The sequence below is a fragment of the Streptomyces sp. NPDC050619 genome (assembly GCF_040654815.1).
Taxonomy (GTDB): domain Bacteria; phylum Actinomycetota; class Actinomycetes; order Streptomycetales; family Streptomycetaceae; genus Streptomyces.
The window spans coordinates 297,644-312,100 of the sequence record NZ_JBFAIR010000002.1 but is presented as its reverse complement, the minus strand read 5'-3'; the positions used below and the strand labels follow the sequence as shown (position 1 = coordinate 312,100).

Annotated in this window: 8 protein-coding genes and 1 pseudogene; 7 read left to right on the top strand and 2 right to left on the bottom strand. The window is 72.0% G+C overall.

Features of this window, described 5'->3' with window-relative positions; translation table 11 throughout:
* The first annotated feature begins 70 nt into the window (after positions 1-70).
* From AB0I77_RS04410 to AB0I77_RS04385, 6 genes are all read left to right on the top strand, one after another.
* A complete protein-coding gene (locus tag AB0I77_RS04410) occupies positions 71-955 on the top strand; it encodes a MurR/RpiR family transcriptional regulator (RefSeq protein ID WP_363280821.1) in 885 nt (294 codons plus the stop codon).
* Between the two features lie 113 nt (positions 956-1,068).
* Positions 1,069-5,307, top strand: a complete 4,239-nt coding sequence (locus tag AB0I77_RS04405) for an NEW3 domain-containing protein (protein WP_363280820.1) — start codon at positions 1,069-1,071, stop codon at positions 5,305-5,307.
* 86 nt (positions 5,308-5,393) lie between these two features.
* Entirely contained in the window at positions 5,394-6,047 is a 654-nt protein-coding gene (locus AB0I77_RS04400) for a peptidyl-prolyl cis-trans isomerase (protein WP_363280819.1), read from the top strand.
* 140 nt (positions 6,048-6,187) lie between these two features.
* Positions 6,188-7,561, top strand: a complete 1,374-nt coding sequence (locus AB0I77_RS04395; RefSeq protein ID WP_363280818.1) for an extracellular solute-binding protein — start codon at positions 6,188-6,190, stop codon at positions 7,559-7,561.
* Between the two features lie 2 nt (positions 7,562-7,563).
* On the top strand, positions 7,564-8,583 hold the full coding sequence (locus tag AB0I77_RS04390; protein ID WP_363280817.1) for a sugar ABC transporter permease: 1,020 nt from the start codon (positions 7,564-7,566) through the stop codon (positions 8,581-8,583).
* A complete protein-coding gene (locus AB0I77_RS04385) occupies positions 8,580-9,464 on the top strand; it encodes a carbohydrate ABC transporter permease (protein WP_363280816.1) in 885 nt (294 codons plus the stop codon). The genes AB0I77_RS04390 and AB0I77_RS04385 overlap by 4 nt, the downstream gene beginning before the upstream one ends.
* Here AB0I77_RS04385 and AB0I77_RS04380 read toward each other — a convergent pair.
* Positions 9,454-11,685 (bottom strand): glycoside hydrolase family 3 N-terminal domain-containing protein, encoded by a 2,232-nt coding sequence (locus tag AB0I77_RS04380; RefSeq protein ID WP_363280815.1) that lies wholly within the window; start codon positions 11,683-11,685, stop codon positions 9,454-9,456. The two genes, AB0I77_RS04385 and AB0I77_RS04380, sit on opposite strands and share 11 nt — an antisense overlap.
* The gene (locus tag AB0I77_RS04375) at positions 11,678-13,141 is read right to left on the bottom strand and encodes a BadF/BadG/BcrA/BcrD ATPase family protein (protein ID WP_363280814.1); all 1,464 of its coding nucleotides are present in this window, start codon (positions 13,139-13,141) and stop codon (positions 11,678-11,680) included. Before AB0I77_RS04375 ends, AB0I77_RS04380 begins: the two co-directional genes overlap by 8 nt.
* Before the next feature lie 8 nt (positions 13,142-13,149).
* Here AB0I77_RS04375 and AB0I77_RS04370 point away from each other — a divergent pair.
* Positions 13,150-14,453 (top strand): annotated as a pseudogene (locus AB0I77_RS04370) (glycosyl hydrolase).
* The last annotated feature ends 4 nt before the right edge of the window (positions 14,454-14,457 follow it).

Below are 14,457 nucleotides of genomic sequence, written 5' to 3'. Positions count from 1 at the left end.
GAATCAATAAATCACATGGCGGTCCTGGTATTCAATCCGCCCCCTGAACGGTGGCTGATACATTCTTCACATGCCCTCGACCGACGTCACCACACTGATCCGCACCGAGCTGCCCCGGCTGGCCGGCTCCCTGCGGAAGGTCGGCGAGCTGATCCTGGAGGATCCGGCCGCCGTCACCCACTGTTCGGCCGCCGAGCTGGGCCGCCGCACCGGCACCTCCCAGGCGACGGTGACCCGCTTCTGCCGCGCCATCGGCCTCGACTCCTATCAGCATCTGCTGATCGAGCTGGCCCAGGAGCGCGGGCGCGGCGAGGTCTCCGACTGGGGCACCGCGGAGATCGGCCCGGACATCTCCCCGGACGACGATCTGGAACGGGTCGTGCAGGTCGTGGGCAGCGCCGACCTGCGCGCGATCCAGCAGACCATCGACCGGATGGACCTCGACGCGATCGAGCGCGTGGCGCAGGCCATGGCCCGTGCCCGGCGCATCGACGTGTACGGCGTCGGCGGCAGCGGGGTGATCGCGCAGGAGACCGAGACCCGGCTGTTCCGCATCGGCTGCGCGGTGCGCGGCTGGACCGAGGTGCACGCCGCGGCCACCTCCGCCGCGCTGCTCACCCCGGCGGACGTCGCCATCGGCATCTCCCAGTCCGGGGCGACCCGGGAGACGCTCGAACCCCTGGAGCTGGCCAAGGAACGCGGCGCGACCACCGTGGCGATCACCGCGGACCCGCGTTCGCCGCTCGCCAGGGCCGCCGACATCCGGCTGATCTCCTCCTCGTCGGCAACCAGTTTCCCCACCACCATCGTCGGTGCCCGCCACTCCGTGCTGGTCCTCATCGACTGCCTCTACGTCCGGGTCGCCCAGCTCTCCTACCAGCGCGCGAGCGCCTCCCTGGCGCTGACCGACCACATCCTCGGGCAGCACGCCCTGAAGAACCGGCGCGCACGCTGAGGCCGTCCGAAGTTGTGTGGATGAACCACCGAAAAAACACGTAGATGGTTGTTTGAATCATCCACTCGGTGCCACGATGGGGCTCCCCCGCATCCTCGTAGGAGCCCCAGCCCATGCGCGTGACCTCTGTCGAGTCGACCGAGCTCTTCGTCGGAACCACCGAGCGGCCGCGCCAGGTGGTGGCCGTCGAGTTGAGCCATACTCCCGGCCGTACCGTCCGCCTCAGCGTCGAAGGCCCCGGGGTCGCCGGAGAGGCCGAAGCGACGACGGGCGAGGACGGCACCCTGCGCGCCGAGATACCCGTGCGCACCGAGCTGGCCGCCGGTGAGCGTCGCGAGATCACCGTCACCGCCGCCGAAGGCGAGCAACTCGCCCGCCACACCGCCGAGTTCACCGTCGCCGAGCCCGGCTGGACCATGTTCATGGTCAGCCACTTCCACTACGACCCCGTGTGGTGGAACACCCAGGCCGCCTACACCGAGACCTGGGACGTCGCCGACGACCCGGCCGGCAGCGGTCTGCCCGCCCGCACCTTCGACTCGCGCGGCCAGTCCGGGATGAGCCTCGTGCGGGCCCACTGCGATCTGGCGCGGCGCGACCCGGCGTACACCTTCGTGCTGGCCGAGGTCGACTACCTCAAGCCGTACTGGGACGCCTTCCCGGAGGAGCGCGCCTTCCTGCGCGAGCTGATCCGCACCGGTCGCGTCGAGATCATGGGCGGCACCTACAACGAGCCGAACACCAACCTCACCGGCGCCGAGGCCACCGTACGCAACGCTCTGTACGGGGACGGCTTCCAGCGCGCGATCCTGGGAGCCGTTCCCGAAACCGCCTGGCAGCTGGACGCCTTCGGGCACGATCCGCAGTTCCCCGGGCTGATGGCGGACGCGGGCGTCACCTCCAGCTCGTGGGCGCGCGGGCCGTTCCACCAGTGGGGGCCGACCCTGTCGGTGTTCGGCGAGGAGCCCCGGGATCCTCAGCGGATGCAGTTCCCGGCCGAGTTCAGCTGGATCGCCCCCTCGGGGCGCGGGCTGCTGACCGCGTACATGGTCAACCACTACGGCGCCGGCTGGGCGATCGACAACGCGCCGACGCTGCCCGAGGCGGAGGCCGCCGCCCTCAAGCTGTTCAAGGGGCTCAAGAAGGTCGCCCTCACGCGCAACGTGCTGCTGCCGGTCGGCGGGGACTACGCGCCGCCCTGCCGCTGGGTGATGGGCATCCACCGGGACTGGAACGACCGGTACGTGTGGCCGCGCTTCGTCAGCGCCATCCCCCGGGACTTCTTCGCCGCCGTGCGCGACGAACTCGACGCGGAGGGCCGCAAGGCCTCCCCGCAGACGCGCGACATGAACCCGGTCTACACCGGCAAGGACGTCTCCTACATCGACACCAAGCAGGCCCAGCGGTACGGCGAGACGCTGCTCGCCGACGCCGAGGCCTGGGCGACGCTCGCCTCCCTCGTCGCCGGGCACCCCTATCCCGACGCGGCGCTCGACAAGGCCTGGCGGCAGCTGATCTACGGCGCCCACCACGACGCCATCACCGGCTCCGAGTCCGACCAGGTCTACATCGACCTGATGACCGGCTGGCGGGAGCTGTCCGACCTGGCCGAGTCCGTGCACGCCGACGCCACCCGGGCCCTGGCCGAGCGGGTCGCCCCGGGCAACGGGACCGACCTGGTCGTCTTCAACTCGGCGACCTGGCAGCGGCGGGACGTCCTCACGGTCGAGGACCCCGGCCTGGTCCCCCTCGACGACGCCTCCCGGCCGCTGCCCGCCGTGCGCGAGGACGACGGGCGGCTCCGGGTCGTCGTACCGGACGTGCCGGGCATGGGCCTGACGGCGATCCCGCTCGGCAGGGGATCGGTGGCCGGGTGGTACCCGGCCACCCCGGCCGACGGGACCTCGATCCGCAACGAGTTCTACGAGGTCACGGTCGACCCGGCCCGCGGCGGCGGCGTCAGCAGCCTGCGCGCCCTGGCCGAGGGCGGCCGGGAGCTGCTGCGCCCCGGCGACATCGGCAACGAACTCGTCGTCCAGGAGGAGTACCCGCGCCACCCGCGCTTCGGCGAGGGACCGTGGCACCTCACCCCGACCGGCACGACGGCGGCCCGCGGCCGGGACGTGACCGCCCAGGTACGGGCCGAGCGCTCCCCGGCCGGCTCCCGCCTCACCGTCACCGCCGACCTCGGCCTGTTCCGCTACACGCAGCGGCTGACGCTGTGGGAGGGCGTCGACCGGCTCGACGTCTCCACGACCATCGACGGATACGACGGCGCCGACCGGCTCGTCCGGGTGCGCTGGCCCTCCGAGGTGCGGGGCGGGCTGCCGGTGCACGAGGTGGCGGACGCGGTGATCGGGCGCGGGTTCGGGTTCGTCGAGGTGGACAGCGAACAGTTCCCGTGGACGCTGGACAACCCCGCCAACACCTGGTTCGGGCTGGGATCCACGGCGCGGGTCGCGGTCCGGGACGACTCCGGCGCCTTCCTCGGCCACCGCTCGATCGGGGTCGCCGAGTTGGTGTACGCCTCCTGGGAGGAGGCCGGTGAGCTGGGCACCCCGCTCGCGGCGGCCCTCGTCCGCGCGGGCGTCACGGCGACCTCCACCATCGCGGGCGGCCCCCGCTACGGCGACCTCGAGGTCGACTCCAACCTTCCCGACATCCGGATCGCCGTCGGCGGCCCCGACCGCAACCCGGTCGTCGCCGAGGCGCTCGGCTGGGACCCGGCCGCCGGACGCGAGCTCGGGCGCCAGCTGACCGCGCGGGGGGTGGCGGCCGTCTGGGTCGCGCCGCGCGCGGGGCTGCGCGAGGAGTGGGTGCCCGGGGCCGACCTGCGCGACCTGGAGCGGCTGCCGCTGCTCGTGGTGGCGGGCGCCGGCCCCGAGGACGACGCCAAGGCGGTCGACGCGCTGATCGCCGACCTGGACGACGCGACCGTCACGGCCGTCGCGGCGGGCGGCGGCGAGGCGCTGCCGCCGGGCGACGCCTGGGACGGGCGCGGCTTCGCCGTCCTCAACCGGGGCACGCCCGGCTGCGTGGTCACCGCCTCCGGCGACCTCTACATGTCGCTGATGCGCTCCTGCACCGGCTGGCCGTCCGGCATCTGGGTCGACCCGCCGCGCCGTACGGCCCCCGACGGGTCCGCCTTCCAGCTCCAGCGCTGGTCGCACACCTTCGACTACGCCGTCGTGGCGGGCGAGGGCGACTGGCGTGAGCTGCGGCTTCCCCAGCGCGGGCACGAGTTCAACCACCCGCTCACCGCACAACTGAGGACCACCTCCGAGGCCTGGCTGCTGCCCAGGAAGACCTCCCTGCTGACCCTGGAGCCGGCCGGCGAGGTGCTGCTCGACGCCCTCAAGCCCCTCGGCTCCCCGCTCGCCCGGGGCGGCGTCACGCCCGCCGACCCGGGGCGCGGGGTCGTCGTACGGATGCACGAGGTGAACGGGCGGCCGGTGGCCGCGCGGGTGCGCGGGCCGCTGGAGTGGACCGAGGGCGCCCGGGCGGACGTACTGGAGCGGCCCGGGGAGCCGCTGGCGCCGGACGGGGAGGGCGTGCTGGAGGTCGGGCTGACCGGGTTCGAGGTGGCCACCGTCCTGGCCACGCCGACAGCCGGCACCGACCCGTCCCCCGGCCCCGGTGTCGATGCCCACGAGCCCGCCCAGCCCGTCCACACCCGCTACTGGCTGCACAACTCCGGGCCCGCCCCGCGCGGCAACATGCCCGTGGCCGTATACGTCTCGCCCACCGCGCTCACCGCCTCCGGCCCCGTCACGGCCACGGTCCGGGTCGGCTCCGAACTGACCGACGCGCCGGTGTCGGGCACGGTGACCTTCGACGTGCCGGCCGGCTGGTCCGCCGAGCCCGCCGAACTCCCGTACGCGCTGGGCCCCGGCGGGTTCACCCTCGCCGAGGTCACGGTGACCCCGCCGGCGGACGCCGTGCCCGGCCGCCACTGGCTGGCCGCGCGGCTGTCGTATCGCGGACAGACGTACGAGGACGTCGTGGCGCTCGATGTGCCGGACGGGCACACCGGGCCGACTCTGGTGTCCTGTCTGGGTGTTGAGCGGGTCACGGTGGGCCGGGATGAGCGGGCCCGAGTGCCGGTGACCCTGCGCAACACCACCCGCGGGCCGGTCGGCGGCCAGCTGTGGGCGGTGTCGTCCTGGGGCACCTGGCCGGGGGTCGGTCCGGGCTGCCAGGGGTTCACCGTGGCAGCCGGGCAGGAGCTGGAGTGCCTGATCGAGGTGGACGGCTCGGCGGTACCGCCGGGCTCGTACTGGCTGATGGCGAAGGTCGCCTGGAACGGCTGCGTCGCGTACACGGAGGCGGTCGAGCTGGAGGTGACACCGTGAGCGAGCACGCGGTCCATACAGGCAATACGGGACGGCGAAGGCACGCGTCGACGCCCCCTGGAGACCCTCGCGCCGGAGGTGACGCGATGACCGAACACGCGACCCACACGGCCCATGTGACCCACGCGGCCCTGGTGGACGGCGAGGCGGTCGCCAAGGCACGCGTGGACGCCCTTCTGAAGGCCGTTCCGGCCCGCGACCGTGAGACCCGTCCAGAGGCCCTCGCCCGTGCCGAGCGGCAGCGGCGGCGCTGGGCGACCCAGGTCGTGGTCACCGACGAACTCGCCCGCCGGGCGTGCGCGGAGCGGGGGCTGGGGCCCCCGGCGGAGGTGTCCTCGTCCGGGGTGCTCGCCGTGGCCGAGAGCGACGTCGCCGACCTGGGCAGCATCGTCGCCGCGGCGCTCGCCCACTCCCCGGCGGCCCGGGTGCTGCTGGCCGAGCTGGAGGGCGAGCAGCACGTGCCCGAGACGGACGTACGGGACTACTACGACCGCAACCGGGACCGCTTCCTCACCCCGGAGGCGCTCAGGCACGGAGTGGACCCCTTCGGCGTGGCGGCGGAGCGGGACTTCCTGCCGTACGAGGACGTCCGTGAGGGCGTCGCCCGGGAGTTGCGGCGGGCGGCGGGCCGGCGGGCCTTCTTCGACTGGCTGGACCGGGCCCGCGCGGGTGTGGTGTACACCCATGGGCACGAGCACCCGGGCGACCCGGCGCATCCGGACCACGAGCACCGGCACTGATCTCGGACGGAACCTAAACGCAACACGGTTACCCATTGACCTCCGATGAATTCTGGTCCACATTTTCATCACTCGGAGTCGAAGTTGGTTCATTGAACCAGCACATCCCTGACTCGCCCGGTCGCAGGAGGGCCCATCACATGCGCGCAAGAAGACTGACCCGCACCCTGACCTGTATCGCCGCCCTGTCCCTGGCCGCATCCGGCTGCGGACTCTCGGGCGGCGGCTCCGGTGACGGCGACGCCACCGCCGGAGCCTGCAAGGTCGACAAGGCCAACGTCGGGTCCGGGAAGCTCTCCGGCGACGTCAAGGGCAACATCACCTTCCAGACGACCAACCTGAAGAAGGACTTCGGCGGCTTCTTCAACGGCGTCATCGACGACTTCGAGAAGGCGCACCCCGGCACCAAGGTCAAGTGGATCGACGACCCCGGCGACCAGAACTTCAACCAGCGCACCGTCACCGACGCCTCCGCCTGCACCCTGCCGGACGTGATCAACGTCGACTCCCCCACCGCGACCGCCCTCACCAAGGCCGGCTACCTGCTCAACCTGGGTGTCAAGGACCCGGACGCCGGCAAGCCGTTCGTCCCGGCGTTCTGGAACTCCAGCACCATGAAGGACGCCTCGGGCGCCTCGGTGCACACCGTGCTGCCCTGGTACACCGGCGGCGTCGTCCTGACGTACAACACCGACCTGCTGAAGAAGGCCGGGGTCGACCCGGCGAAGCCGCCGACGACCATGTTCGGGCTGTTCGCCGACTACGAGAAGATCGCCAAGGCGGGCAAGGGCGAGTACTACGCGACGATGGCCAACCCGGTCTGGCGGGTCCCGGCCGACTGGGACCAGATGAACATCAAGATCCTGTCTTCCGACGGCAAGTCCGCCGTCTTCGGCGACGATCCGCGCACCGTCCAGTGGGTCGAGTGGATGACGAAGCTGTACAAGGAGGGCGCGATGCCGAAGGACTCGCTGTCCTCCAACAACGACCCCTCCACGCTCTACAGCCAGGGCAAGCTCGCCTACGGTTCGACGAACCCGAGCTTCGTGCGCTTCGTGCAGCAGAACAGCCCGTCGATCTACACCAAGACCGCCGTCGGCCAGCAGCCCTTCGACGCGCTCGGCCACACCACGGGTGCCCCCCAGTACATCGCGACCGCCGCGACCACCAAGAACGCCCCCACAGCGGTGGCCTTCGCGGAGTTCCTCACCAACGCGGAGAACCAGACGGCCTGGTGCAAGGACCCGAAGGTCGTGATCTTCCCGACGACCACGACCTCGCTGGACGACCCGTTCTTCCAGAAGGTCAGCGGTAGCGACCCGTTCTCCGAGGCCCGCAAGCTCATCGCCGAGCAGCTCAAGACGGCCACCGCCTACCAGACCAACATCTCCTCGGCCATGCAGGCCGCCATCGTGGGCCAGGTGCAGCTCGCCATGCAGGGCAAGAAGAGCGCCGCGGACGCCGTGAAGGACGCCCAGGAGAAGTCCAACGAGCTCCTGAAGCAGGCAGGCTGACGGTGACGGTACAGATCACGAAGCCGGTGTCCGTGCCCGGTGCGGAGAGCACAGTCTCCGCGCCGGGCGCGGCCCCGTCCCGTCTTGGCCGGCTCTCCCGGGCCCTGCTGCCCGGTCGCGCTCCCGGTGCCAACGGCGCGGCGATGTACCGCCGTTGGTGGCTGCCCTGGCTGTGGACCGCTCCCGCGATCATCTGCGCGGTGGTCTTCGGCGTGTTCCCGTTCCTCAACACGCTCGTGCTGTCCTTCACCAATGCCAAGCCTCTCGGCGGCGCCGCGAGCTTCGTCGGGCTGGACAACTACACGCGGATGCTGGACGACTCCGACTTCTGGCTGGCGACCCGCAACAGCATCCTGTACGCGCTGATCGTCGTACCGCTGATGGTGCTGCTGCCGCTGCTGCTGGCCATCCTGGTGGAGAAGAACCTGCCCGGCATCGGCTTCTTCCGCTCCGCCTTCTACACCCCGGTGCTCGCCTCCAGCGTGGTCGTGGGCCTGAGCTGGCAGTGGCTGCTGGCCGACGACGGGCTGGTCAACACCTGGCTGGAGAAGTCCCATGTGATCAGGGACGCCATCCCGTTCCTGTCCGACCCGTGGCTGATCCTGCTGTCCGCGATGGGCCTGACCCTGTGGAAGGGGCTCGGCTGGTACATGGTCTTCTACCTGGCCGCGCTCGGGAACGTACCCAAGGAGCTGCACGAGGCGGCGTCCATGGACGGCGCCGGCGCCGCCCGCCGCTTCTGGCACATCACCGTGCCGGGCGTGCGCCAGGCCATGATGCTCGTCGGCACGCTCACCGGCATCGGCTCGCTGCGCGTGTTCACCGAGATCTACATGCTCGGCGGCTCCACCGGCGGCCCCGGCGGCGCCGACCGCACCCTGCCCTTCTACATCCGGGACGTCGGCCTGGACCCGCTCACCGGCAACGCCGGTTACGGCTCGGCCGTCAGCGTGGCCCTGTTCCTGCTGACGCTGGGACTGACCCTGCTGGCGCAGCGCCTGACGAAGGAGGACGACGCATGACGACGACCGCGGTTTCGGCCAAGCGCCGCCGCCTGATGCCGCGCTGGCGGGACTACGGCCGCCCCCGGGAACTGATCGTCCGCTACCTGATCCTGTTCCTCGTGCTCGGCCTGACCGTCGGACCGCTGCTGTGGCAGTTGCTGGCCTCGCTGAAGGGCACCGGCGAGGACGTCTTCGGGGCGAACGCCTCCCTCCTGCCGCAGCACCCGACCCTGCGGGCCTACCGGACGGTCTTCGACCAGGTGCCGGTGGCCACGTACATCAAGAACAGCCTGATCGTGGTCGCCCTGTCGGTCACCAGCCAGCTGGTGTTCTCCACCACGGCCGGCTACATGCTCTCCAAGCCCTCCTGGAAGGGCCGCAAGGCGGTCTGGGTCGTACTGGTCGCCTCCATGATGTTCCCGTTCGAGTCGATCATGGTGTCGCTGTTCATCAGCATCCGCGGCCTGGGCCTGGTCGACAGCCTGGCGGGTGTGTGGCTGCCCGGGTTCGTCGGTGCCATCAACGTCCTGCTGATGCGCGGCGCGTTCCTGGCGGTGCCGCGCGAGATCGAGGACTCGGCCATGCTCGACGGGGCGAACGAGTGGCAGCGCTTCAGGTACCTGTACCTGCCGTCCGCGTGGGGCGCGATCCTGGTGGTCGTCATCAACACCTTCATCAGCGCCTGGGACGACTTCCTCTGGCCGCTGATCGTCCTGCGCACGGAGAGCAACATGACCCTGACCCTGGGTCTGTCGCGGCTGCAGAGCTCGTCGTTCGGCTACGACCAGCGGATGGTCATGGCCGGTTCGGTGATCTCCGTGATTCCGGTGCTGGTGCTGTTCATGATCACGCAGCGGTGGTTCTACAAGGGTGTGTCGTCGGGGGCCGTCAAGTTCTGAGGTCTCCCACGTGCAGAACAGCGGGTACGGCGGTCAGCGCCGCCCGGGCCGACTCCGCGACACGGATCTCGACGGTGTCGGCCCGGTCCAGTTGTTCTTCTTCGAGGGTCATGGTGACCGTACGGCGCTCGCCCGGCGCGAGGTCGATGCCCTCGAACGCGCACAGTTCGAGGGTGCGCGGCCAGACGGACGTGATCAGTCGCCTCAGATAGACCTGCACGACCGTGCGCCCGCTCCGGCTCCCGGTGTTGGTGACCTCGACCTCGACCGTGTGCCCGGACAGGCGCGGCGGTCCGTACGCGAAGCTCGTGTACGACAGCCCGTGGCCGAAGGAGTAGAGCGGCAGGGCGCTTTCGTCCACGTAGCCGCCGTACTCGATGTCCTTGTGGTTGTAGTAGACGGGGAGTTGGGCCGCCGAGCGCGGCACGGAGACCGGGAGACGGCCGAGCGGTTCCACGTGTCCCAGGAGGATCTCGGCGATCGCCTCGCCGCCCCACGGGCCCGGATACCAGGCGGTGAGCAGCGCGGCGGCACGTTCCGCCGCCTCCGGGACGGCGTGCGGACGGCCCTGGATCAGGACGACCACCGTGGGTGTGCCGGTCGCGGTGACGGCGTCCAGCAGCGCGTGCTGCGCCTTCCCGAGCCTGAGACCGGCCAGGTCGACTCCCTCGCCGCAGGTCATCTCCGAGACGGCGGTGAGCGCGGCCCCGTTGGCCGCGAAGCCGGTGCCCGGGGTGCGCGCACTGCTGCCGCCCAGCACGAGCACGGCCACGTCACAGGCGGCTGCCGCGGCGACCGCCTCGGGGATGTCGGAGAGGTCGTCGCCGGTGAGGGCGCAGCCGCGGGCGTGGCGGATGCCGACGCCGGGCGGGGCGAGTCGCCGTAGCCCGTCGAGCACGCTCGCGCCCGTACCGGGGCGCTGCGGAGCGGTGTAGTCGCCCAACTGGTGTGCTGTGGTGGCCGATTGAGGTCCGAGGACGGCGATACGGGAGACGCCCGCCGCGACGGGCAGGACACCGCCGTCGTTGTGGAGGAGGGTGACCGCGGCGCGGGCGAGGGCCGTGCTGACCTCCCTGCCATGGGCCGGAGCAGAGTCCGTGCCGGCCTGGTCGAACAGCCCGAGGCGGAACTTGAGCCGCAGGACGCGGGCGACGGCCGCGTCGAGGACGTCCTCGCTCACCAGTCCCCGCTCGACCGCCTCCTCCAGGTGCGTGAAGCCCTCGTCCCACAGGCTGAGGTCGACACCGGCGCGGAGCGCGAGGGCGCCGGCGGAGACCTTGTCACCGGTGATGCGGGCCAGCGCGTCCACGGCCAGACCGTCGGCCATGACGAGCCCGTCGAAGCCCCAGCGCTCGCGCAACAGCCCGGTGAGCAGGGCCCTGTTACCGGAGCAGGGCAAACCGTCGACCTCGTTGTACGCGGACATGACGGCGGCGGCTCCGGCGCGGATGCCGGCCCGGGCCGCGGGGAGGTGGATCTCGTGGAGTTCGCGGAGCCCGAGTTCGGACTCGGCGGAGTTGCGCCCGCCGACGGTGGCGCCCTGTCCGGCGAAGTGCTTGAGGACGACGGGGGCCCGGTCGGCGGCGAAGCACTCGGCGGGCTCGCCCTGCATGCCCCGTACGAGGGCCTCGGTGAGCCGGGCCGCGAGATACGGATCCTCGGTGAAGCACTCCTCGGTACGGCCCCAGCGCGGATCGCGGGCGATGTCGAGGGCGGACACGAGGGCGACATGGCCACCCCGGGCGCGCAGTTCGGCGGCGGCGTGGGCGGCGGCGCGCTCGTACAACTCGGGGTCCCAGGTCGCGCCGACGGCCAGATTCACGGGGAGAACCGTCCCGTCGAGCGCCATGTGGCCGTGCGGCACCTCCTCGACGAACAGCGCCGGTATGCCGAGCCGGCTCCGCTCGACGACGTGCCGCTGCACCAACCCGGCCAGAGCGGCGCCGTCCTCGGCACCGGGCCCGTTGGTGTGGTCGACGCCGGACCAGGCGTCGGCGCGCTGGAGCCCGTACAGGGCGCCGAGTCCGGCGAAGCGCTCGGTCTCGGCGTACAGGGCGTCGGTGAGCTCGAACCCGCCGTCCGCTGCGCGGCGGTAGGCGTCCCAGCCGTACATCCGCTGGTTGAGCTGGCCGGCCTTCTCGCGCAGGGTCATGCGGGCGAGCAGGTCGCGGACGCGGGCGTCGACGGGGGCGGTCGGGTCGCGGTAGAGGACGTCACTCATCCGCTGCCGCCGTGTGTACGAGCCGGGCGAGCGCCACGGCGCCCCGGCAGCCGTCGGCCACCCAGCCGAGCGTGAGCCCGAGGGCGGCCAGGCGACCGGTCAGAAGCGCGGTCAGGGGACCGTCGGGCCCGAGCAGGCCACCGGTGGCGACGAGCGGTTCTCCCGGGCGGGGATCCAACGCCCTTACAGCCTCGGCCAGTTGACCGGCCGCCTCCTCGAGGATCGCCTCGGCGACCGGATCCTTGCCCCGCGCCGCCTCGGCCACCAGCGGGGCGAATCGAGCGAGCCGGATCGGGGGCTCAGCCATGACGGCGGGGAGTAGGTACATGCGGTAGGCCTCGCGCCGGGGACGGGGCCAGTTCGGGGTGGGGTGGGGTGGGGGGGCGTTGTCGGTGGCGGTGTGGTGCGAGGGGGCGTTGTCGGTGGAGGTGTGGTGCGGGGGGTCGTCGGCGGAGGTGTGCTGCGGCTGTACGTCGGCGGAGGTGCGCTGCGGGCGGCTGTCGCCGGCGGTGTGCTGAGGGCGGCCCTCGTCGCCAGTGCCCAGCGCGCTGCCCTCATCACCCGCGCGCGGCGGGCGACCGTCATCGGCGATGTGCTGCGTGCGGCCCTCGCCGATGGTGCGCAACGGGCGACCCTCATCGGCGGTGCGCTGCAAGCGACCCTCGCCGCCGGTGCGCTGCAAGCGACCCTCGCCGCCGGTGCGCTGCAACCGCCCCTCATCGCCGGTGCCCAGCGCGCGGCCCTCGCCGATGGTGTGCAGCGCACGGCCCTCATCGCCGGTGCTCTGTGCCCGTACCCCCTCCGCGCCGCGCGGCACGACGTCGACGGCGCCGGGCGGCAGTGCCGCGGCCGGGAGGCCGAGGGCCCGGCCGACCGACGCGGCCAGGGTCGTCGCCGGTCCTCGGCCGTCCGCCATCCGCAGTGCCGCCCGCACCGCAGCGCGTCCGATCCAGAAGCCGCTGCCGTCGTCGCCGAGCAGCCAGCCGTCGCCGTCCACGGTGGTCGTGCCCCGGCGGCCGGTGATGCGCATGGCGACCGCGCCGGTGCCGGCCACCAGGGCGAGGCCGTCGGCCGGGGTGCCGGGTGCGGAGGCGAAGGCCGCCTCGATGTCGCTGCAGATGCGGACGGAGCCGGTGGCGATGCCCAGGCGCCGCAGGGCGGCGGTGAGCGCGGCGCGGGCGTTGACGTGGCCGGGTTCGTCCGGCGAGGCGGCCGTGGCGCCCGCGAAACCGCCGGCGACGGCGACCACCCTCCCGCGGAGGCTCTCCGGCACCGCCTCCGCGATGGCTTCGGCCAGGTGTTCCGTGAGCGTCGGCACCGCCACGGTCAGGGCGTTGCCCGGACCGGCGGCGCCTTCGCCGAGCGGGGGGCCGTCGGCGGCGGCGAGGACGGCACGCGTACGCGTGCCACCGGCGTCCAGGCCGATCACGAGATCCTGGTTCAAATTATTGCTCATCACTGACTATGGTGGTTGATACATTCGCGCAGAACAAGAGCAGGACAAAGAGCAGGACAAAGAGCAGGACACGACCGGACCCGAGGAGGATCCCATCTCTACGCTCCGCTTCGGCGTCAACTACACGCCCCGTCTCGGCTGGTTCCACTCCTGGCACGACTTCGACCCGGCCCACGCCCGCGAGGACCTGGCCCAGATAGCCGGGCTCGGTCTCGACCACGTCCGCGTCTTCCACCTCTGGCCCCTCCTCCAGCCCAACCGCACCCTCATCCGCACCGCCGCCGTCGACCAGCTGGCGCGGCTGGTCGACCTGGCGGCCGAGGCCGGTCTCGACGTCCTCGTGGACGGCGTACAGGGCCATCTGTCCAGCTTCGACTTCTACCCGGAGTGGACCCGCAGCTGGCACCACCGCAACGTCTTCACGGACCCGGAAGCCATCGCGGCACAGGCCGACCTGCTGCGCACCCTCGGCCACGCCCTCGCCGACCGCCCCAACCTCATCGGTCTCCAGCTCGGCAACGAACTCAACAACCTGGTCGAGCACAACCCGGTGAAACCGGACGAGGTGGACCGCTACCTCGACACCCTGCTGGCCGCCGCCCGCGACGGCCTGCGCCCCGGCCACCTCGCCACGCACTCCGCCTACGACGCGGCCTGGTACGGCGACGACCACCCCTTCACCCCCGAGGCCTCGGCCCGCAAGGGCGACCTGACCACCATCCACCCGTGGGTGTTCTCCGGCGACTGCGCCCGCCGTTACGGCCCCCGCTCCCCGCAGGTGCTGCACCTCGCCGAGTACGGCACGGAACTCGCCACCGCGTACTCCCAGGACCCGTCCCGGCCCGTCTGGGTCCAGGAGACGGGCGCGCCGCAGCCGCACATCCCGGCCGCCGACGCAGCGGAGTTCGCGCGGGCGACCGTACGGAACGCGGCCGAGTGCGCGACCCTGTGGGGCGTGACGTGGTGGTGCTCCCACGACGTGGACCGTTCCCTGGCCGACTATCCGGAACTGGAGTACACCCTCGGCCTGTTCGACTCGGCGGGCCGGGCCAAGCCGATCGCCACGGCGCTCGCCGAGACCGTCGCCGAACTGCGCGCCGAGCCCCCGTCCCCCGCGCCGCGCGAGAGAGCCCTGGTCCTGGACTGCACGCCGGGCACCCGTTCCGTGTCCGGCCCGGGAGGCGCGTACTTCGAGGCATGGATGCGGTTGCGCACGGAGGGCGTCCGCCCGGCGGTGGTCCTGGCCTCACGGGCGGACGACGCGGAGTACTTGGCGGCGCGCGGCATCAAAGAACTCGTACGACTGCCGTAGGCGC